The organism is Limnobacter sp. SAORIC-690, assembly GCF_002954425.1.
Taxonomy (GTDB): Bacteria; Pseudomonadota; Gammaproteobacteria; order Burkholderiales; family Burkholderiaceae_B; genus Limnobacter; species Limnobacter profundi.
The window spans coordinates 2,826,221-2,844,956 of sequence record NZ_MQVZ01000001.1 but is presented as its reverse complement, the minus strand read 5'-3'; the positions used below and the strand labels follow the sequence as shown (position 1 = coordinate 2,844,956).

Genomic DNA, 18,736 nt, shown 5'->3' with positions numbered 1-18,736 from the left:
CACGGGCACACCTTTGGATGCAGTACTCGGCCCGTTGGCTGATGCCGCAGGCGGTGGTGGTGGTGGTGGTGAAACAGATGGCCCCACGGGCACACCGTTGGATGCAGTACTCGGCCCATTGGCTGATGCCGCAGGTGGTGGCGGCGGTGATTCAACTGGCGGAACAACAGGTACACCGCTGGATGCAGCGCTTGATCCTTTGTTGGGTATGGCAGCTGATTCGCCTTTGGCACCGATCACCAGCATGCTGGACCCGGCCATTATTACCGATGCAATCGGCGGTGGTTTGCCGGTTTAATCAAAACGCTTTGCAGTGAATTCGCCTTTCTAGCGGGAGGCAAAACGTGACAAAATCGGGCAAGTTTAACTTGCCCGATTTTGTTTATGGATTTGATCAACGCCAAAGGTGTTCCCACTTGGGGGCGAATGTCTGACTTGCCCAGCCAAATCAATTGGCAGCAGTATGATGCCCGCAATGCCATGGGCGCAAAACGCATGGCCTGGCAACGGCGATTCCTTTTCAAGCACTTTGATTTTTATGGTGTGCTGGGCCAGGGTTTTACATTCGGCTGCGGCATGGTTCGCCTTGGCCTGCTGAATTCAACATTTGCTTACCTTCACACCGCACAGGGTTTGTATCGAATTCAATTTGATTTGCCTTTGGATGTGGGCTTTGAAAGCGACTACAAGCCAATTGGTCAAAGCACCTGGAATCATCCATTCAAAAAAAACCATCAAGTGCTGGCGGTGCGCACGGAAACATCACGTTCGCTGAACTTCAGATTTGGTGATTCATTTCACGGCCAGGTATCCATTGATTGTCGCGAATCTGAAACCCTCGCTCTGAATACGCCTGTCGCCAACACAGGTTTCGCCTATGCACAGAAAAGCAGTGGCGGGGCGGTTACCGGCCATGTGCATTTGAACGGTGTTGATTACCTGATCAATCCAGAGAAAGACGGTTGTTACCACGATTGGACAGCCGGTTTTTTGCGGCGCGAAACCTTCTGGAATTGGGCATGTGCCAGTGGCCGCAGCGCGCCCGGGCAGCCTCTGCTTTCACTGAACGTGGCACGTGGGGTGAATGAAACCAGTGCCCATGAAAATGTGCTTTGGGTAAATGGTCAATTGAACAATCTGCCCCTGGTTCTTTTTGAGTATGAGCGTGACAATGTTCATGCACCTTGGCGAGTGTATTCGCAGTGCGGCGCTGTCGATTTGCAATTCACGCCCAAGGGCAGCATTGACGATCACAGAAACCTGTGGGTGTTGGCCAGTCGGTTTAACCAGTGTTTTGGCGAGTTCAGGGGCACCGTTACTCTGAAAGAAACAGGTGCCACCTACTTATTGGATGGTTTGACGGGGTGGTGCGAGGACCATTACGCCAAATGGTAGTGCTTACACTTCAACCATTTCGAAGTCGCTTTTAGCCACGCCACAGTCCGGGCAAAGCCAGTCTGCTGGTACATCGGCCCACAGTGTACCGGCTGGTATGCCCTCCGAAGGCATGCCAGCGGCTTCGTCATAAATCAAGCCACACACAATACATACATAAGTTTTCATTTCAAACTCTCCAGCAACATTTGAATTTTTGTGCCGCAATGCTATCAAGTTGTGCGTAAAAAAAGTTGGTGTGGCGCTCAAGTCATAGATAGTAACGATTGTTTCCTGGAATTTAATAGCTTTAGGGTAAACGACAATCATTAGAACGCAAGGCTTTCTGTTGGGTGTAAGCCTGCTGTGTGAAAAACAGGCTAGACTCACGCCTATACAAACAAAGACCATACCAGACAAGATTCGAGGAGAGTGTGTATGTCAGTGAGTACCGACACCGTACGCGAGGCATTGCGTAGTGTCATTGACCCCAATTTGAACAAAGACTTCATCAGCGCCAAACTGATCAAGAATATTCAAGTAGACGGCGGCGATGTCAGTTTTGATTTGGAGTTGAGCTATCCAGGTAAAAGCCAGCTGGATGGTTTGCGCAAAGCGGCCATCGCGGCAGTGCGTTCACAGGTTCCAGGCGTTGAAAACGTCAGTGTTAACGCAACCATCAAAATTCAAACCCATGCCGTGCAGCGTGGCTTAAAGCCGATGCCCAACGTCAAGAACATCATCGCAGTTGCCTCTGGCAAAGGTGGTGTGGGCAAAAGCACCACCGCTGTGAACCTGGCCCTGGCACTGGTCGCAGAGGGTGCACGTGTGGGCATGCTGGATGCAGATATTTATGGCCCTTCGCAGCCCACCATGCTGGGCATCACCGGGCGACCACAATCGGACGACGGTCAAATTATCGATCCCATGGAAGGTCATGGCGTACAGGCCATGTCGATCGGTTTTCTGATCGATGAAGACACACCCATGGTGTGGCGCGGTCCAATGGTAACCAGTGCACTTGAACAGTTGTTGAAGCAAACCAACTGGAAAGACCTGGATTACCTGATTGTGGACATGCCACCTGGCACCGGCGATATTCAGCTGACACTGTCACAGAAAGTACCAGTGACTGGCGCGGTCATCGTGACCACCCCGCAAGACATCGCTTTGCTCGATGCACGCAAAGGCCTGAAAATGTTCGAGAAAGTGGGTGTACCCATTCTTGGCCTGGTTGAAAACATGGCCATTCATGTGTGCACAAACTGTGGTCACAAAGAACATATTTTTGGTGACGGTGGCGGCCAGAAAATGGCCAAGGATTACAACATTCATTACCTGGGTGGCCTGCCGCTCGACATGCGGATTCGCATGCAGGCGGATTCTGGCAAACCCACAGTGGTGGCCGATCCTGACGGCGATTTGGCGAGAACATACAAGGAAATTGCGCGCAAAGTGGCCATCCGCATTGCTGAACAGTCCAAAGACATGTCCTTGAAGTTTCCTTCAATTGTGGTGCAAAACACTTAAAACCTCTTTCCCAAGGCGCCTCGGGGGCTCATGTGCCTAAAGACGAACTGACCTTTCACAAAGTGGCCAGCCCCGCGCCAAAGGCGGGGTTGGCCGGTGTGTGGTCGGCTCCGCAAGTGGTTCTGGATTCTGGCGGAAATCTCGCTGTATGGGCCGAACAGGGTTTGGCCCAACCGCTTGCCAATCGCGCACGTCAATTTCCCTGGCTGGTACTTCATGGTGGCCCAGGTGGAAGTCTGGGTGCCTCCCATGTGGCACCAATCCGATATGCAGGTTTGCCCTGGTTCGGGTTTGATCAGCGCAACAGCGGTTTGAGCGAAGATCTCGATCTCAGTGTGATCGACTTGCAGCGTTTCGTCGATGATGCGCTCGAGGTTGCCGATCGGCTGAATATTCCGAAATTTCACATTCTGGGCGGGTCTTGGGGCGGTACTCTGGCTTTGGCGATTGCTGCATACCGGCCAGAGCAGGTCGCCAGCGTAGTACTGCGCGCCCCGTTTTTGCCCATGCGTCCGCGTGTGGATGCTTTTTTTGAGTTGCTGGAGCGACTTGCCCCTGATTATTTTGCAGAACACTTCGGACCCGGAGCCCGAACCGATTTTGTTTGCGAATGCTTTGAGGTCGCCACGCCCGAGCACCTTTTGGAATTATCGGTGGCCTGGAACAAACTGGAGACCGCTTTGCTGACAGGCAAAGCAGGGGGCTTTGACAGCAAAAGGCCCTTTTTAAGCGATGTTCAAGAGCTTGCATTGGTGCGCAAATACCGCTTGCAAGCGCATTTCCTGCGGCATGACTGCTTTTTGTCTCCGCAAGATCTTCTCTCTCTGTTCTCGAAAATTAGCCAGTCACCATGGCCAATGTCGATTATTCAAGGCATGAATGACCGAGTGTGCCCCCGGGGGTTCAAAACTGCTGTCGGAAATTGTTGTGCGTTCTAGCTTGATCGAGTTGCCCGGCACAGGACATCTTCCTGATTCTGCTGAAATGATCAAGGCCATTTCGCAGGAAGTATCCCGTCATCATCTGTTGGTCTGACGCAAACACGCGCGGAACCTTCCCTGTCTCTAGCCTACTCAATACGTATCCAGTTAATAGAGTCACTTCACTTCATGAATAAAAATAACATGCCTCGCTCGCCTTTGGGTTCGCAATCTCAAACATTCAAGGCCCAAGGGTCGCAAGGGCCCAAATCGGAGCGACCCGCCGCGGCCCGCATGGAATCAGGTTTTTCCATGGAGGAGGCAAATTTACTTCACGAGGCGATTTCTTTGGCCGGAATGCGCTGGTTTGATGGGCTGGGCGTGATCATGGCCAAAAAAGAGCAGTTCGAGCTGTCGTTTCGTGCTGGCGAGTCGCAAAACGCAAGATGGGTAGTGATGGCTTTTCCCCTGTACAACATGAACGAGCCAAGCTCTGCTGAAATATGTCTGCATTTTTTGGCGGAAGCGCATGCCATGGTTCATGTACTTGATTTTCAGTATCAGGTGGGCATCAACATGGAAACGGAAAACCTGGAGTTCCTCATGCAGTTGCCCCTGCAAGGGGTCACGGGTGCACAAATGGCGAATTTGATACAGGTGTTTTTTGACGCCCTGGCCAATTCGGTCATGCAGGAATTAACCGAGATTCTCGATGGGATGAATCAGTGATGTCTTGTCTCATGTAACATTTCGCCTATTGAACTTCATTAAAGCAAAGTGAGCATGAGCATTAAATCGGACAAGTGGATTCGCAGAATGGCTGAAAGCACGGGGATGATCGAACCCTTTGAGCCGGGCCAGGTTCGTTATGCAGGCGACAAAAGAATCGTGTCGTATGGCACGTCCAGCTATGGTTACGATATCCGTTGTGCCGACGAGTTCAAAATTTTCACGAACATCAACAGCACCATTGTTGATCCGAAAAATTTTGACGAGAAAAGTTTCGTAGATTTCAAAGGCGATGTGTGCATTATTCCGCCGAACTCGTTTGCCCTGGCTCGCACAGTTGAATATTTCCGGATTCCCCGCAATGTGCTCACGATTTGCCTGGGAAAAAGTACCTACGCGCGTTGTGGCATTATTGTCAACGTCACGCCTTTTGAACCTGAATGGGAAGGTTATGTGACGCTCGAGTTCTCAAACACCACGCCATTGCCTGCCAAAATTTATGCGGGCGAGGGTTGTGCCCAGGTGCTTTTCTTTGAAAGCGATGAAGTGTGTGAAACGTCTTATCGCGACCGTGGTGGCAAGTATCAAGGCCAGGTGGGCGTTACTTTGCCAAAAACCTGATTTCGCAAGGGCCGTTGAATGTTCCCTTTCCAGTCATGGATCAACTGAACATTCAACTTGGCCAACATCAAAGCCAGCAAGGCAACGCCACAAGCTATTGCACCTACCGTGGAAATTCCGACAAGAAATGGCGACATGGGTACCGAGATCGCTGCAGCGGCGCCCACCGAAACCGTCATTCCCAGCCGACAGCCCAATACGCTGCCAAGCTTTTTCCCCAACAAGTGATTGCCGATTACAACGCCAATATGCTTGTCATAAGAAACAAGCAATTTGTTGATGCCCTGAAAAGTGCCGTAGGCGATGTGCATCAGTGACCGAGTTACCAGACCGTACTGGTGAATATTTTGCCAAATGTAGTTGCAGTTGGCTTGTCGTTTCGACACCAAATGCTCTGGCACCGAGCTTCGGTGCCTCGACATGTACTTCACCCAACTTTGAATCGCACAGTTCCTCCGATTTTCTGGCTTGCCAGTCTTGTCCAGTATTTTGGTGAGCATCTGTTCTTTGCATGCAAGCAGCTTCCTCGCTACGATCAAGTAAGCGCTCGAATCAAAACTTGATCTTGTTGCCGCCTGGGCTATTTCTGCCCCGGTTCTGCGTGTGGCCAGGCCTGTTTTGATCAAACCCAGGGCTGCAATACTCAAGATTGAAGAAACGCCATACAGTGCAGCACCCGCCACTTTGTGCACAGCCATGCCACCCAAATTCAGCTGACCAGAAATTACACGACCAACTGCAGACGCTATCACCAAGGCCATGTCGGATTTTTCCCCGGATGAAATCAGGTTTCTCGTCAAACGTTCGGCCAGCCCCGAGATGTCGGCCAAACCTTCCGCCATTTCCTCCGTGTGTTTGGCAAGGTGTATTAATGCACGAACCCCCCGACTTCTGTATTGCTCCGGTAGCACCAAAGCCCTGTCAAACGCATGGGTGTGACCAGTTCGGCTTAGTACTTTTGCCCTTACTTTGGCAACACGTTCAAAGCCCATGTCGTAGTTGTTCATGTAGTTGTCCAATCGCTTGGTCAAGCTGCGAGCCGGGCGAAAAGGCGTCGTGGGCGGGGTAAATTGACCGGGCGAGGCTGATATGGAGTTGATCTGCATACGTGGCAGGTAAGGAGGACAGTCAGCAGGAAAGTCGCCTATTGAACCCGTGCCAGATGACATTTCTGTGAAGTCACTACATAGAGGGATAAATGCGCGACAATAGGGCTTGGAACAGGGGGCTGCGTAGTGGATAATGCAGCCTTGTTTTGTGTTGAACCCCGATCACAGGAAGATCAATGAAATTTCGTTTTCCCATTGTCATTATTGACGAAGATTTCCGCTCCGAGAACGCATCTGGTCTCGGCATTCGCGCCCTGGCAGACGCCATCGAGAAAGAGGGCGTAGAGGTATTGGGAGTCACGAGTTATCACGATCTTTCCCAGTTTGCGCAGCAGCAAAGCCGCGCCAGTGCGTTTATTTTGTCGATCGACGACGAAGAGTTCGGGTTGGGCAGCAAGAAGGAAATCGAAGACGCCCTTCAAAATTTGAACAACTTCGTGCAAGAAATTCGCTTTAAGAACGCGGATATTCCAATTTACTTGTACGGTGAAACCCGCACTTCGCGCCACATTCCCAATGCGATTTTGAAAGAATTGCATGGTTTTATTCACATGTTTGAGGACACCCCCGAGTTTGTGGCCCGGCACATTATTCGTGAAGCCAAAAGTTACCTGGATTCCCTGGCACCACCGTTTTTCCGCGCCTTGGTGCATTATGCGCAAGATGGCTCTTATTCCTGGCATTGCCCAGGGCACTCCGGTGGTGTGGCGTTTCTGAAAAGCCCGGTTGGGCAAATGTTTCACCAGTTTTTTGGTGAAAACATGCTGCGTGCCGACGTGTGTAACGCTGTAGATGAACTGGGTCAGCTGCTGGACCACACCGGTCCGGTTGCAGCTTCGGAACGCAACGCGGCGCGTATTTTCAATGCAGACCACTGTTTCTTTGTGACCAACGGAACATCGACTTCCAACAAAATGGTGTGGCATGCCAACGTGGCACCCGGCGATATCGTGGTGGTGGACCGCAACTGTCACAAGTCGATTTTACATTCGATCACCATGACCGGTGCTATTCCCGTATTCCTGACCCCCACGCGCAATCACTTGGGTATTATTGGTCCGATTCCGCTGGATGAATTCAAGCCCGAGAGCATTGCCAAGAAAATTGCGAACCATCCGTTTGCCAGCAAAGCCAAGAACAAAAAGCCCCGCATATTGACGATCACGCAAAGCACCTACGATGGTGTGTTGTACAACGTGGAAATGATCAAAGAGGTACTGGGTTCTGAAATTGACACCTTGCACTTTGATGAAGCTTGGTTGCCGCATGCCAGCTTCCACCCCATGTACAAAGACATGCATGCGATTGGTCGCGACCGCCCCCGCACCAAAGACTCTCTGGTGTTTGCCACGCAATCTACCATAAAATGCTGGCAGGTTTGTCTCAGGCTTCACAAATTCTGGTGCAGGAAAGTGAAAACCGCAAACTTGATCGCCATATTTTCAATGAAGCCTATTTGATGCACACATCCACCAGCCCGCAGTACGCCATTATTGCAAGCTGTGACGTGGCTGCGGCCATGATGGAGCCTCCGGGCGGTACCGCTTTGGTTGAAGAAAGCATCATGGAAGCGCTCGATTTCCGTCGCGCCATGCGCAAAGTTTCTGAGGAGTTTGGCGACGACTGGTGGTTCAAGGTGTGGGGCCCTGACGTGTTGAGCGAAGAGGGCATGAGCCCGCGCGACGACTGGTTGATCCACACCACCGACACCTGGCACGGTTTTGGCAAAATGGCCAATGGCTTTAACATGCTTGATCCGATCAAGGCGACCATTGTTAACCCCGGCCTGGATGTGAACGGTCAGTTCTCTGATGCAGGCATTCCTGCGTCGATTGTGACCAAATATCTGGCTGAGCACGGTGTTATTGTTGAAAAAACAGGTTTGTATTCGTTCTTCATCATGTTCACCATCGGCATTACCAAGGGCCGCTGGAATACTTTGGTGACTGCGCTTCAGCAGTTCAAGGACGACTACGACAAAAACCAGCCGTTGTGGCGTGTCATTCCTGAGTTTTGCCAAGCTCATCCACGCTATGAACGCGTGGGCTTGCGCGATTTGTGCAACACGATTCACGACATGTATCGCAAGAAGGATGTGGCACGTTTGACCACAGAAATGTATTTGAGCGACATGCAGCCCGCGATGGTGCCTGCCGATGCATACGCCAAAGTGGCTCATCGAGAAATTGAGCGTGTGGCAATTGATGAACTAGAAGGTCGTATTACGTCAGCCCTGCTGACACCCTATCCTCCAGGCATCCCGTTGCTGATCCCCGGCGAAATTTTCAATGCCACGATTGTGGATTATTTGCGCTTTGCACGCGATTTCAACAAACAGTTCCCGGGCTTCGAGACCGATATTCATGGTTTGGTCGAGATTGAAGACGAACAGGGCAATGTGAGTTACTTTGTGGATTGCGTGAAGGTATAAAAGGTTTCGGGGACGCGTTGTTGGCAGCGCGTCCTCTGCTGCGCTTCGGTTAAGGCCGGTTTATTGTATCAAGTGCTTGCATCAAATCGGCAATTAAATCCGCCGGCTCCTCCAGCCCAATAGCCAAACGAAGTATTGGCCCGCAGCGGCCGTGCTCGTCTGCAAGGTGGCGTCTTCGGCTGTCAGGAATGTTCACCACCAATCCCAAGCTTTCAGGCCCACCCCATGAATACGCAATCTTGAACAGCTTCAATTGATCGATGATTGCGCAGGCCTGTTCATCCGAGTACTGCGCTTTCAACACGATCGAAAAAATACTGGCAAAGCCATCGAAGTCGCGTTTGTAGAACGCATGGCCTGGGCACTCCGGAAACTCCGGGTGAAGCACCCGCGCAACTGCGGGGTGTTGCTTCAAGGCAGTGGCCACCAGCAAGCCGTTGTCAGCCTGCTGCTTGTAGCGCAAGGGTAGGGTGAGCAGGCCGCGTAACACCAGGTCGCAATCAGCGGGCGACACACCCAAGCCCAATATCCGGTTTTTTCGTTCTAAATCTGCAAATGCCTTGGTGTTGTTGCTTAACACAGCACCCATCAATACATCGGCATGGCCACACTGGTATTTGGTCAGCGCCTGCACACTGAAGTCAAAACCATGCTCGAATGGTTTGTAGGCAATTCCCGCTGCCCACGTGTTGTCGATGCCAGTGCGTGCACCATGGGCTTTCGCAAGGGCCACAATGGTTTGCAAATCGGGAACCTCGAATGTGAGTGAGCCTGGTGCTTCAGTCCACACCAGGGTGGTATTGGTGCGCAAGCCTTCCGCCACACTATTGGCGTTGCAAGGGTCATATTCTGAAAACTCAACGCCGTAGTCCATATGCAGGCTTCTCGCCAAGCTTGCACGGGGCCATACACATTTTCCGGAATCAACCAATGATCGCCATTTTTCAGGCAGGCTTGGGCCACCAGTGCAATGCCGGTCAGCCCGGAAGGGCACACCAGCGCGTGGGTGGCACCCTCTATTTCAGCCAGTTTTTTTGCCAGCGTGTACTGCGTGGGGTTGCCATGCAAGCCATAGCTGTAGTCAAGCCCGAGTGGGTTTACTGTTGCGCGTTGGGCTGCCGTGTTGTCAAAAAACGTGCTGGATCCTCTGTACACGGGTACGGGCAGCGCGGAGAAGCCCGCGCTACTGACCGGCTTGGAGTGAATGATCTCAGTGCTTGGGCCACGCACGGCAGGCTTGTGTTTGAAGGTACTCATAGGGCGCGCCTTGTGTGCCTGATCACAGCGTTTTAATCATGACTTGCGACTTACGGTTCCAGTCGTAAAGACGCTTTCGTTCGATCGGTAGTTTGTCTACATCACCCACCACGAAGCCACGCTTCAGGAAGAAATGTGAGGTCTGAGTGGTTAGTACAAAAAGTTGTTTCAGCCCTTGTTTTCGGGCGTCGTGCTCCACTTTCTTTAGCAAGCGTTCGCCGTCACCTGTGCCTTGCCAGGAAGGATGCACCACCAGACAAGCCAGCTCAGCCACGCCCTCTGCGTGATAAGGATACATGGCTGCACAGCCCCACAAAATACCGTCATGTTCCAGCACAATGAAATGGTCAATGTCTCGTTCAATCCTGTCGCGGCCGCGGCGCACCAGCACGCCAGCCATTTCTAGGGGTTCGATCAGGGTTTTGATACCGCCAGAGTCATCCAGTGTCGCTTGGCGCAAACTCTCCAGGTTTTCTTCAGATACCATGGTTCCCACGCCATCGTGCGAGAACAGTTCCAACATGACACCGCCGTCCAGATTCAGCGGCACAATGTGCGCGCGTCCTACGCCGCCTTGCACCGCCAGAATGCAGCACTCCAGATAATCCTTGGTCAATTCGGGCAGATCTTCCTGAAGCATGATTTCCCGGGCACGGTCCAGCTCGAGTTCTTCCATCAGTTTGCCGCTCTTGTCAAAAATACCTTCAATCTGGGTGACGAAAATCAGCTTGTCCGCTTTTATGGCGCGTGCGGTGCTGGTGGCCACGTCTTCCATGGTCAGGTTAAACGCCTCGCCAGTGGGTGAAAAGCCAATGGTCGACAGCAATACGATTGCGCTGCTGTTCAAGCTCAATTGAATCGCGGTCACATCGATTTTTCTAACCAGGCCAGTGTGCTGTAAATCAACGCCCTCCAGAATACCCATTGGCCTTGCCGTAATGAAGTTGCCGGAGATCACCCGCATCGAGGAATGAGCCATGGGCGTATTTGGCAAGCCCTGAGAAAATGCAGCTTCAATGTCCAGACGCAATTCTCCCGCCGCTTCCTTCGCGCATTCCAGCGCACCTTTGTCGGTGATTCGCCAGCCTTTATGAAAGGCCGGTTGAATGTTACGCAAGGCGAGTTGCTCTTCAACCTGTGGGCGGGAACCGCACACCAGCACAATGCGCATACCCATGGCGTGCAACAGTGAAAGATCTTGCGCCAGTGAATTCAGATAGCCCTGGTGGGCGAGTTCACCATCAACAGCCACCACAAAGGTTTTACCTCGAAAGGCATGAATGTAAGGCGCAACAGTTCGCAGCCATTGAACGAAGGTTTGGCTGTTCATGGAGAGGTCGTCGTTGCTGGGGGCGTTACTCATTGGCTTGGGGGCTGTCCTGAAAAAAGGGAATACACTGTGGGCAGCCGCGGCCGCTCGTTCGATTGATTATAATTTCCGACTGAGCGTAGTCCAGCCTTCGCTTTGTTTTTCCCCGATTTGATCGGAATTTGAACCCAATATTGGTTATTTGTGTTGTCAAAAGAACAAACCCTTCAGTCTCCACCCGAAATTCGATACCCCGAAGAGCTGCCGGTTTCCCAACGCCGTGAGGAAATCAAGAGGTTGATTGCTGCGAATCAGGTGGTGATTGTGTGCGGTGAAACAGGTTCGGGTAAAACCACACAATTACCAAAAATGTGCCTGGAGCTGGGCCGTGGACTGAAAGGCCAAAGCATTGTTCACACGCAGCCGCGCCGATTGGCAGCAACTGCCACCGCCAAGCGAATTGCGCAGGAACTGGATTCCGAGCTTGGGCAATGGGTGGGTTTTAAGATCCGTTTTCAAGACCAATCCAGCGCTAGCACTGCGGTGAAGTTGGTAACAGATGGCATTTTGCTGGCTGAAAGCCAGACTGACCCACTGTTCAAGAAGTACGACACCATCATCATTGATGAGGCGCACGAGCGTAGCCTGAACATTGACTTTCTTTTGGGATACCTGAAAGACGTCTTGTCCAAGCGCCCCGATCTGAAGTTGATTGTGACTTCAGCCACGATCGATGCAGAGCGTTTTTCCAAACATTTTGAGAATGCGCAGGGCCAGCCTGCGCCTGTCATCGAAGTGTCTGGTCGTTTGTACCCTGTAGAAATTCGTTACAAAGACCCCAACGATTTCGACACCAATCGCCGCAAGAATGCACCAGTCAACCCGGCCGACGAAGTGGATGAGGATGCATTTCAGGCTGCGACGCTGGATGCCGTGGAAGAACTTTGCCGAGAGGGGCAGGGCGACATTCTCATGTTCCTTCCCGGCGAGCGGGAAATTCGCGACATGGCGAATTTCCTGAACAAAAACATGCGGCAGACGCTGGAGATACTTCCGCTGTTTGCACGGCTTACTGCGCAAGAACAAGAACGCATTTTCAAGCCCAGTGGCCGCAGGCGAATTGTGCTGTCCACCAACGTGGCGGAAACCTCGCTGACTGTACCTGGTATTCGATACGTAATTGATTCTGGCGTGGCCCGCGTAAAGCGCTACAGCTACCGCAACAAGGTTGAAATGTTGCAGGTGGAGCGTATCTCCAAAGCATCAGCCAATCAGCGGGCAGGCCGTTGCGGTCGCGTTGCGAACGGTGTGTGTATCCGCTTGTATGCCGAGGCCGATTTTGCAGGCCGTGCCGATTACACCGATCCGGAAATTCTTCGATCCTCGTTGGCGTCGGTTATTTTGCGCATGAAGAGCCTGCACCTGACTGAAGTGGAAGACTTTCCATTCCTGCAGCGCCCCATGGGCCGGGCAATTGCAGATGGCTACCAGTTGCTCAGCGAATTGAATGCGCTGGACGAGGCAGGGCATTTGACAAAGATCGGCCGCGCGCTGGCCAAGTTGCCGCTAGACCCCCGCATTGCCAGAATGCTGTTCGAAGCGAGCCAGCGTGGGTGTTTAAGCGAATTGCTGGTGTTGGCTGCTGCCTTGTCGATTCAAGACCCACGAGATCGACCGATTGATGCACAGGAAGCGGCGGACAACGCTCAGCAGCAATTCAACGATACAGAATCAGACTTCATGTCGTTTCTTAAATTGTGGAATTATCATGTTGAATTAAAAGAAAAAGAGTTAACAAACCGAGAGATAAAAAGTACGCTTCAGCGCAAGTTTTTGTCGGCGAATCGCCTGCGCGAGTGGGGTGAAGTTCACCAGCAGCTGACTGCCATGGTGAAAGATCAGAAGTGGACATTGAACGCCACGCCAGCCACTTACGACCAAATTCACCTCGCCCTCATGGCCGGTTTGTTGGGCAATATTGGTTTGAAGCACGAGACAGATCCGGTTTATCTGGGCGCTCGCAGCATCAAGTTTTCAATTCATCCCGGCTCCAATTTGTTCAAGAAAGGTGGCAAATGGATCATGGCGGCCGAGCTGGTGGAGACCACCCGGCTATACGCCCGAAGTGTGGCCAAAATTCAACCCGAATGGATTGAGAAGGTGGGTGCGCATTTGGTGAAGCGTAACCACAACAATCCGCATTGGGAGAAGGGCTCTGGTCAGGCCGTAGCCCTGGAAACAGGCACTATTTATGGCTTACCCATTTACTCCCAGCGCCGTGTTAGCCTGGCAAGGTTTAATCAAGCCGATGCGCGCAGGTTGATGATTCACGAAGGCCTGGTGCCCGGACAGGTAAAAACCACCGTGCCCTTTTATGTACACAACCGCAAGCTGGTTGAAGACCTGGAAAAGCTGGAGCACAAAGCCCGCCGTCAGGATATTCTGGTCGATGAAGCCCTGATTGCGCAGTTTTACGACGACAAGCTGCCAAGTGGCGTGTACAACCAGCAAACCCTCGAGAACTGGGCGAAACAGGCTAGCAAGGAAGACCTTGCTGCGCTGTACTTGAACAAGGAAGACTTGCTGAGCAAAAAGGCAGGCGACATCACAACCGAGTTCTACCCAAAGAAACTGGAAATGGGCGGATTGGCGTTTGATCTGAGTTATCACTTTGAGCCCGGAAGCCCGCGAGATGGGGTTACCTTGACCATACCGCTGATGTTGTTGAACCAGGTGAACGCCGGGCGCACTGAATGGCTTGTGCCGGGCATGTTGAAAGAAAAGGCCTTTCTGCTGTTGAAAAGTTTGCCGCAGAAGCTTCGCCGTCACTGTGTACCCGTGCCGCAATTTGCTGAAAAGTTTGCTCAAGCGCATTTCGATTCAAACTTGTATGAAAAGCCGCTTCTGGAACGCCTTCGAGATTTCGTCGCCAGTGAAACACCTGCACGGCCATTGCTCAGCGATTTCCGGATTGAAACCCTGCCGCCGCACCATTTCATGAATTTCAAGTTGATCGATGAACACGGGCGTCAACTGGACATGCAACGCAGTTTGTCTGCCCTGAAGGCCGAATGGGGCCGCAAGGCGCAAGAAAGTTTCAAAAGCTCCGATGTAGTGGAGCAGGTGCGTGCTCAGGTAGGAGGGCAGGCTGGCGTTGCTTCACCCGCCTCTGAAGCACGCAAACTTTCGCCCAATCCAGCAAAGTCCTCCTCTGGCAGCAACAGTGCATTCAACGATCAGCAATCACCGACTGGAGCTTTGGCAGTTTGCCCGACATGCTGGAGATCAAGCGTGCAGGTCAAACCTTCTTTGGTTACCCAGCTTTGAAAGACATGGGTGAGCATTGCATTATTGAGGTGTTTGATGAAGAGGAAATCGCCCGCAAAGTACATCTGGATGGCGTGCTTCGCCTGTTCAATATTGCCCTGAAGGAGCCTTTGAAGTACCTGACCAAAAACCTGATTGATTTTCAGAAGGTGGCCATGCTGTACATGCCGCTGGGTTCGTCGGAAGAGCTGCAACAGCAGTGGATCAAACTGACTTTGATGCGCAGCGCGCTTGCGGCAGGATTGCCCACCACGCAAGACGAGTTCAACACCAAAGCGCAGGAGGCACGCAGCCGCATGAATCTGATCGCCCAGGAAATAGGGAAAGTCCTTTTGATTATTCTGAATGAGTACAGTGCGCTTAACAAAAAACTCCAGTCAGTGTCGAAATCATTCCCCGAATGCGTTGCTGACATTCAAAACCAGTTGAACTGGTTGCTGCCCAGGGGTTTTTTGCTGAAAAAGCCATGGGAGCAATTGAGCCATTACCCGCGTTATTTGAAAGCGGCGCAAATACGCCTTGAGCGAGTGCGTAATTCGGTTGATCGAGACAAACAGTTGATGAAAGATGTCATGGATCTTCAATTACACTGGGTTCGTGCCAGTTCACAATTGAAAGGTCAGGAAGATGAAAGCCTCAGCCAGTTTGCCTGGCAACTCCAGGAGCTGCGAGTTTCGCTATTCGCCCAGGAACTTCGTACGCCAATGCCGGTTTCTGTCAAGCGTTTGCAAAAGGCATGGGAAACCATGGCAAGGCGACAACAATAAAGGGAAGATTTATGAACAACGCAATGTCCATTCTTTTTAACGCGCTGGTTGATTCATTTCGCCCAAAAATGCTGATGTTGACTTTGGTGTCGGTGGCCATTGCATCGGTGTTCTGGATTGTAATTATCTGGCTGTCGGTTGATCCATTGATCAATGCCGCGACCTGGGCACTGGGTTATCTTGGTTTTGACTTTTCCGCCGAAGCAGTCGCAACCGACGCCGCATTCATGGGCTGGTTGAAAGTCATTTTGGTGCCGCTGGCCGTGTTTGGTCTGTTGTGGCCGATCGTGGCCACTTCGGCCGTGTTGCTTGCGGGTTTGTACGTTACTCCACCGGTGGTCAATTACCTTGCTGAAAAGGAATTTCAGGGCATCGAAAAGAGGGGAGACTCTGGCATGGTCATGAGTCTGTGGGTGACTTTGAAAGCAGTGGTCATTTTTCTGATTGCATGGATTGTCACACTGCCTTTGTGGCTCATACCAGGCATGGCATTCGTGTTGCCTATTTTGCTGACCGCTTATTTGCTCATGGCAGTGATGAGGTTCGATTCTTTGGCTGGGCATGCCACCAAACTGGAAATGAAAGAAATCAAAAAGCGCGACAGCACCTCGGCCTGGCTGATTGGTTTGGTGTGCGCATTTCTAAGTTTCATCCCGCCAATTTTGTTGATCATGCCGGTGATGTCGGCTTTGGCATTTACCCGCCATTACATGGGGGCACTCGTACAGGTCAGAAACAACAACACAATCGACATGCCCGCGATTGAATCCAACTAAATACACAAAGAGCAAAAAATGGCAGTACTTAAAATTGGCCTTATCGTAGTGGGCGACGAAATTTTGTCGGGCTTAAGGCAAGACAAACACATACCTGCCGTGATCGAGCGTTTAACCGCCCGTGGCCTGCATTTGTCTTGGGTGCAAATGGTGGGTGACGACAGGGAGTTTTTAACCGCTACCTTGAAACGCTCATTTGCCAGCGACCACATTGTATTGAGTTGTGGGGGCATTGGCGGTACACCCGATGATCACACACGGCAAGCAGCAGCTCAGGCACTGGGCCTGCCGATTGTGCGCCACGAAGGTGCCGTGGAGCTGATTCGTCAGCGTTGCGAGGAAAGCGGGCAGCCCTTGGATGAGTTTCGGCTGCGCATGGCTGACTTTCCGGAAGGCGCCAGCCTGATACCTAACCCTTATAACCGCATTGCCGGTTTCACCATCGGGCAACATCACTTCGTGCCTGGTTTCCCGGTGATGGCCTGGCCGATGATTGAATGGGTGCTCGATACGCTTTACCCTCAGTTTCATCATCGGGAGCTTGAATACAAGAGGGCTTTGTTGTTGTTCAACACACCAGAAGCCCAAATAACGCCAGTGATGGAGCGACTAGAGGCCCAGTATCCCGATTGCAAGTTGTATAGCCTGCCCAGTGTGGGTGACAACAAACTGGCTCGTCATATTGAGCTTGGGGTAAAGGCAAGGGGTGATTTCGGTAAGAAGGATGTTGTGTCGAATGCGTTCACAGAACTGGTGAACGTTTTGGAAAGCATGAATTGCGAGTTTAAGTTAATCAATTAAAAAAAAGCCTGCCACAAAAGAGGGCAGGCTTTGAGAATTCGTTCCAGGAGGAACGAGGAGACATCTTTACAGACAAAACAGACTTAAGCTGCTTTGCGGGCCTTTGTAGTGGCTGTGTTGGTGGCCTTGATGGTTGCCTTGGTTGCGGCTTCCACGTTGGCTTCTGCCATTTCAACAGCTTGTTTTGTGGCCTTGCTTACGCTGTCGTAAGCGGTGTTGGCTGCAGTAATTGCTGATTTCATCAGTGCGACAGCACTTTCTGAACCGGCAGGTGCATTTTTGCTGGCTGACTCAAACAGCTCAACGAATTTTTTGTTGTTCTCGGCGACTTGTTCCTCAACCAGCTTGGCTGCTTCAGAAGCAATGCCAGAGGACAGGGAGTACAAGTCTTTACCGTAGGACACAGCTTTCTCTGACAAAGGTTGTGTCACTGATGTCGATACCGCAACGAATTCTTGAATGTCTTTTGCAGAAGACAAGGCTTTTACGGCCTCAACACTGTCTTCCATGTAGGCTTTGACAGCGTTAAGATTTAGCTCAACTACCTTTTCAACATTGCTGAATGATTGCTGGCTAAGACCCAGGATCTTTTCAAGGTTGGCTTTTTGAACGTCGAGAAATTGTTCGGGGGTCATCATCATAGTTTGCTCCGTCAGGTTTCGTACCACTAGGGTTATTTTCGACACCGTTTGATGCGGTGCACAAATTGAATTCTACCGAAAAAAATTCTCTTGTCAACAAAAATGTTGCAACGCAATAAATCGAGTTCGTTCTGTTGTATTAATCATGATTGAAGCCTTTTATACCGATGAATTTGTTCTTCCATTGCCCCAAGGGCATCGATTTCCGATGGAGAAGTACCGAATTCTGCGCGATAAGGTACACGCAAGTGATTGTTTTATAGGATTATCTGTCCCGAACGCCGCAACGTCAGGGCAGTTGGCATTGGCACATTGCCCTTACTATATCGAACGAATAGAAACTGGCAATGTTTCCAGGGGTGAACAACGTGACATCGGTTTTCCTTGGTCAGAACGGATGGTGGAGCGTTCCCGCCGTTCCGTGGGCGCCACCGTGTCGGCTGTTCGAAGTGCGCTGCAACACGGCGCTTCGGTCAATTTGGCAGGGGGTACACATCACGCAAAACGTAACAAGGGCGGCGGCTTTTGTGTGTTCAATGATTTGGCCGTGGCTGCACGCGTTTATCAAACAGACGCAATTGCCCGGTTGAACACAAATAAAACCAGATCAAATACTCGAAGCCTTGGGAATAAGGTGTTGGTGATCGATCTGGATGTGCACCAAGGAGACGGTACCGCTGAAATTTTGCGCAGTGACCATAGCGTGTTTACTTTTTCAATGCATGGCGAGAAAAATTATCCTTTTCAAAAAGAAAAAAGTGACCTGGACATCGAGCTACCCGACGGAACTGGTGATGATGAATACCTCACACAACTGGAAAGGGCATTGAACCAGATCAACAAACGATTTACGCCAAATATGGTGCTGTATGTGGCAGGGCTCGATGTTCACCAATCTGACCGTTTGGGCAAATTGGCCTTGAGCGATGAGGGTATTCGGCTGCGCGATCAAGTCGTGCTGGAATGGGTGCAACACCGCAACTTGCCGGTTGCCGCAGTGATGGCAGGGGGGTATTTCCCAGACCTTGAGCATTTAACCGACCTGCAACTTGGGGTAATCAAGCGCTTGGCCGACTATGGTCGGCACTATCAAGAAACCCTAAAAACTACACTGAACAGGTAGATTTAAGAAATCGCTCGAATT

14 protein-coding genes and 3 pseudogenes are annotated in these 18,736 nt (G+C 51.5%); 12 read left to right on the top strand and 5 right to left on the bottom strand.

Annotated features, from left to right (window positions below):
* Both BSZ31_RS16950 and BSZ31_RS13565 read left to right on the top strand, forming a co-directional pair.
* A pseudogene (locus BSZ31_RS16950) lies at positions 1 to 298 on the top strand (hypothetical protein); the annotation flags it as partial.
* An 86-nt stretch (positions 299 to 384) separates the two neighbouring features.
* Entirely contained in the window at positions 385 to 1,395 is a 1,011-nt protein-coding gene (locus BSZ31_RS13565; RefSeq protein WP_105029187.1) for a DUF2804 domain-containing protein, read from the top strand.
* 3 nt (positions 1,396 to 1,398) lie between these two features.
* On the opposite strand, the gene BSZ31_RS13560 is transcribed toward BSZ31_RS13565, so the two are convergent.
* Entirely contained in the window at positions 1,399 to 1,563 is a 165-nt protein-coding gene (locus BSZ31_RS13560) for a rubredoxin (protein ID WP_040513190.1), read from the bottom strand.
* A gap of 249 nt (positions 1,564 to 1,812) precedes the next feature.
* Here BSZ31_RS13560 and apbC point away from each other — a divergent pair, with 249 nt between their 5' ends.
* The 4 genes from apbC (at position 1,813) to dcd (ending at position 5,174) form a co-directional block, all read left to right on the top strand.
* Positions 1,813 to 2,904, top strand: a complete 1,092-nt coding sequence (apbC, locus tag BSZ31_RS13555; RefSeq protein WP_105029186.1) for an iron-sulfur cluster carrier protein ApbC — start codon at positions 1,813 to 1,815, stop codon at positions 2,902 to 2,904.
* A 32-nt stretch (positions 2,905 to 2,936) separates the two neighbouring features.
* Entirely contained in the window at positions 2,937 to 3,842 is a 906-nt protein-coding gene (locus BSZ31_RS13550; protein ID WP_105029185.1) for an alpha/beta fold hydrolase, read from the top strand.
* A gap of 171 nt (positions 3,843 to 4,013) precedes the next feature.
* On the top strand, positions 4,014 to 4,553 hold the full coding sequence (locus BSZ31_RS13545) for a hypothetical protein (RefSeq protein ID WP_146106699.1): 540 nt from the start codon (positions 4,014 to 4,016) through the stop codon (positions 4,551 to 4,553).
* Between the two features lie 54 nt (positions 4,554 to 4,607).
* Positions 4,608 to 5,174: a dCTP deaminase gene (gene dcd / locus BSZ31_RS13540; protein ID WP_105029183.1), complete on the top strand. Its 567-nt coding sequence runs from the start codon at positions 4,608 to 4,610 to the stop codon at positions 5,172 to 5,174.
* On the opposite strand, the gene BSZ31_RS13535 is transcribed toward dcd, so the two are convergent.
* The gene (locus tag BSZ31_RS13535; protein WP_146106698.1) at positions 5,138 to 6,181 is read right to left on the bottom strand and encodes a hypothetical protein; all 1,044 of its coding nucleotides are present in this window, start codon (positions 6,179 to 6,181) and stop codon (positions 5,138 to 5,140) included. The genes dcd and BSZ31_RS13535 overlap by 37 nt on opposite strands.
* Before the next feature lie 278 nt (positions 6,182 to 6,459).
* Here BSZ31_RS13535 and BSZ31_RS13530 point away from each other — a divergent pair.
* Positions 6,460 to 8,714, top strand: a pseudogene (locus BSZ31_RS13530) (Orn/Lys/Arg decarboxylase N-terminal domain-containing protein).
* A 49-nt stretch (positions 8,715 to 8,763) separates the two neighbouring features.
* On the opposite strand, the pseudogene BSZ31_RS17440 reads toward BSZ31_RS13530, so the two are convergent.
* Positions 8,764 to 9,971 (bottom strand): annotated as a pseudogene (locus BSZ31_RS17440) (PLP-dependent transferase).
* A gap of 22 nt (positions 9,972 to 9,993) precedes the next feature.
* The gene (gene argA, locus BSZ31_RS13515) at positions 9,994 to 11,334 is read right to left on the bottom strand and encodes an amino-acid N-acetyltransferase (RefSeq protein ID WP_105029179.1); all 1,341 of its coding nucleotides are present in this window, start codon (positions 11,332 to 11,334) and stop codon (positions 9,994 to 9,996) included.
* A gap of 153 nt (positions 11,335 to 11,487) precedes the next feature.
* On the opposite strand from argA, the gene hrpA reads away from it, so the two are divergent.
* Genes hrpA through BSZ31_RS13500 form a run of 4 tightly spaced genes read left to right on the top strand, consistent with a single transcriptional unit; the run spans position 11,488 to position 16,951 of the window.
* Complete coding sequence (gene hrpA / locus BSZ31_RS13510) at positions 11,488 to 14,607, top strand: ATP-dependent RNA helicase HrpA (protein ID WP_255411436.1); 3,120 nt, start codon at positions 11,488 to 11,490, stop codon at positions 14,605 to 14,607.
* Entirely contained in the window at positions 14,547 to 15,374 is an 828-nt protein-coding gene (locus BSZ31_RS17635; protein ID WP_255411435.1) for a DUF3418 domain-containing protein, read from the top strand. The genes hrpA and BSZ31_RS17635 overlap by 61 nt, the downstream gene beginning before the upstream one ends.
* An 11-nt stretch (positions 15,375 to 15,385) precedes the next feature.
* Positions 15,386 to 16,150 carry an EI24 domain-containing protein gene (locus BSZ31_RS13505; protein ID WP_168426989.1) on the top strand — a complete coding sequence of 255 codons (765 nt, stop codon included), beginning with the start codon at positions 15,386 to 15,388 and terminating at the stop codon, positions 16,148 to 16,150.
* Positions 16,151 to 16,168: 18 nt separating this feature from the next.
* A complete protein-coding gene (locus BSZ31_RS13500; RefSeq protein WP_105029177.1) occupies positions 16,169 to 16,951 on the top strand; it encodes a molybdopterin-binding protein in 783 nt (260 codons plus the stop codon).
* A gap of 83 nt (positions 16,952 to 17,034) precedes the next feature.
* Here BSZ31_RS13500 and BSZ31_RS13495 read toward each other — a convergent pair whose 3' ends face one another.
* Complete coding sequence (locus BSZ31_RS13495) at positions 17,035 to 17,589, bottom strand: phasin family protein (protein WP_105029885.1); 555 nt, start codon at positions 17,587 to 17,589, stop codon at positions 17,035 to 17,037.
* A gap of 148 nt (positions 17,590 to 17,737) precedes the next feature.
* On the opposite strand from BSZ31_RS13495, the gene BSZ31_RS13490 reads away from it, so the two are divergent.
* Positions 17,738 to 18,715, top strand: a complete 978-nt coding sequence (locus tag BSZ31_RS13490; RefSeq protein ID WP_105029176.1) for a histone deacetylase — start codon at positions 17,738 to 17,740, stop codon at positions 18,713 to 18,715.
* The last annotated feature ends 21 nt before the right edge of the window (positions 18,716 to 18,736 follow it).

Bases quoted from the DNA above. Each gene is read 5' to 3' on its own strand.
- BSZ31_RS13500 (WP_105029177.1), top strand. From the start codon at position 16,169: ATGGCAGTACTTAAAATTGGCCTTATCGTAGTGGGCGACGAAATTTTG.
- apbC (WP_105029186.1), top strand. From the start codon at position 1,813: ATGTCAGTGAGTACCGACACCGTACGCGAGGCATTGCGTAGTGTCATT.
- BSZ31_RS13545 (WP_146106699.1), top strand. From the start codon at position 4,014: ATGAATAAAAATAACATGCCTCGCTCGCCTTTGGGTTCGCAATCTCAA.
- dcd (WP_105029183.1), top strand. From the start codon at position 4,608: ATGAGCATTAAATCGGACAAGTGGATTCGCAGAATGGCTGAAAGCACG.
- BSZ31_RS13505 (WP_168426989.1), top strand. From the start codon at position 15,386: ATGAACAACGCAATGTCCATTCTTTTTAACGCGCTGGTTGATTCATTT.
- BSZ31_RS13565 (WP_105029187.1), top strand. From the start codon at position 385: ATGGATTTGATCAACGCCAAAGGTGTTCCCACTTGGGGGCGAATGTCT.
- BSZ31_RS13490 (WP_105029176.1), top strand. From the start codon at position 17,738: ATGATTGAAGCCTTTTATACCGATGAATTTGTTCTTCCATTGCCCCAA.
- BSZ31_RS13535 (WP_146106698.1), bottom strand. From the start codon at position 6,181: ATGAACAACTACGACATGGGCTTTGAACGTGTTGCCAAAGTAAGGGCA.
- BSZ31_RS13560 (WP_040513190.1), bottom strand. From the start codon at position 1,563: ATGAAAACTTATGTATGTATTGTGTGTGGCTTGATTTATGACGAAGCC.
- BSZ31_RS13495 (WP_105029885.1), bottom strand. From the start codon at position 17,589: ATGATGACCCCCGAACAATTTCTCGACGTTCAAAAAGCCAACCTTGAA.
- argA (WP_105029179.1), bottom strand. From the start codon at position 11,334: ATGAGTAACGCCCCCAGCAACGACGACCTCTCCATGAACAGCCAAACC.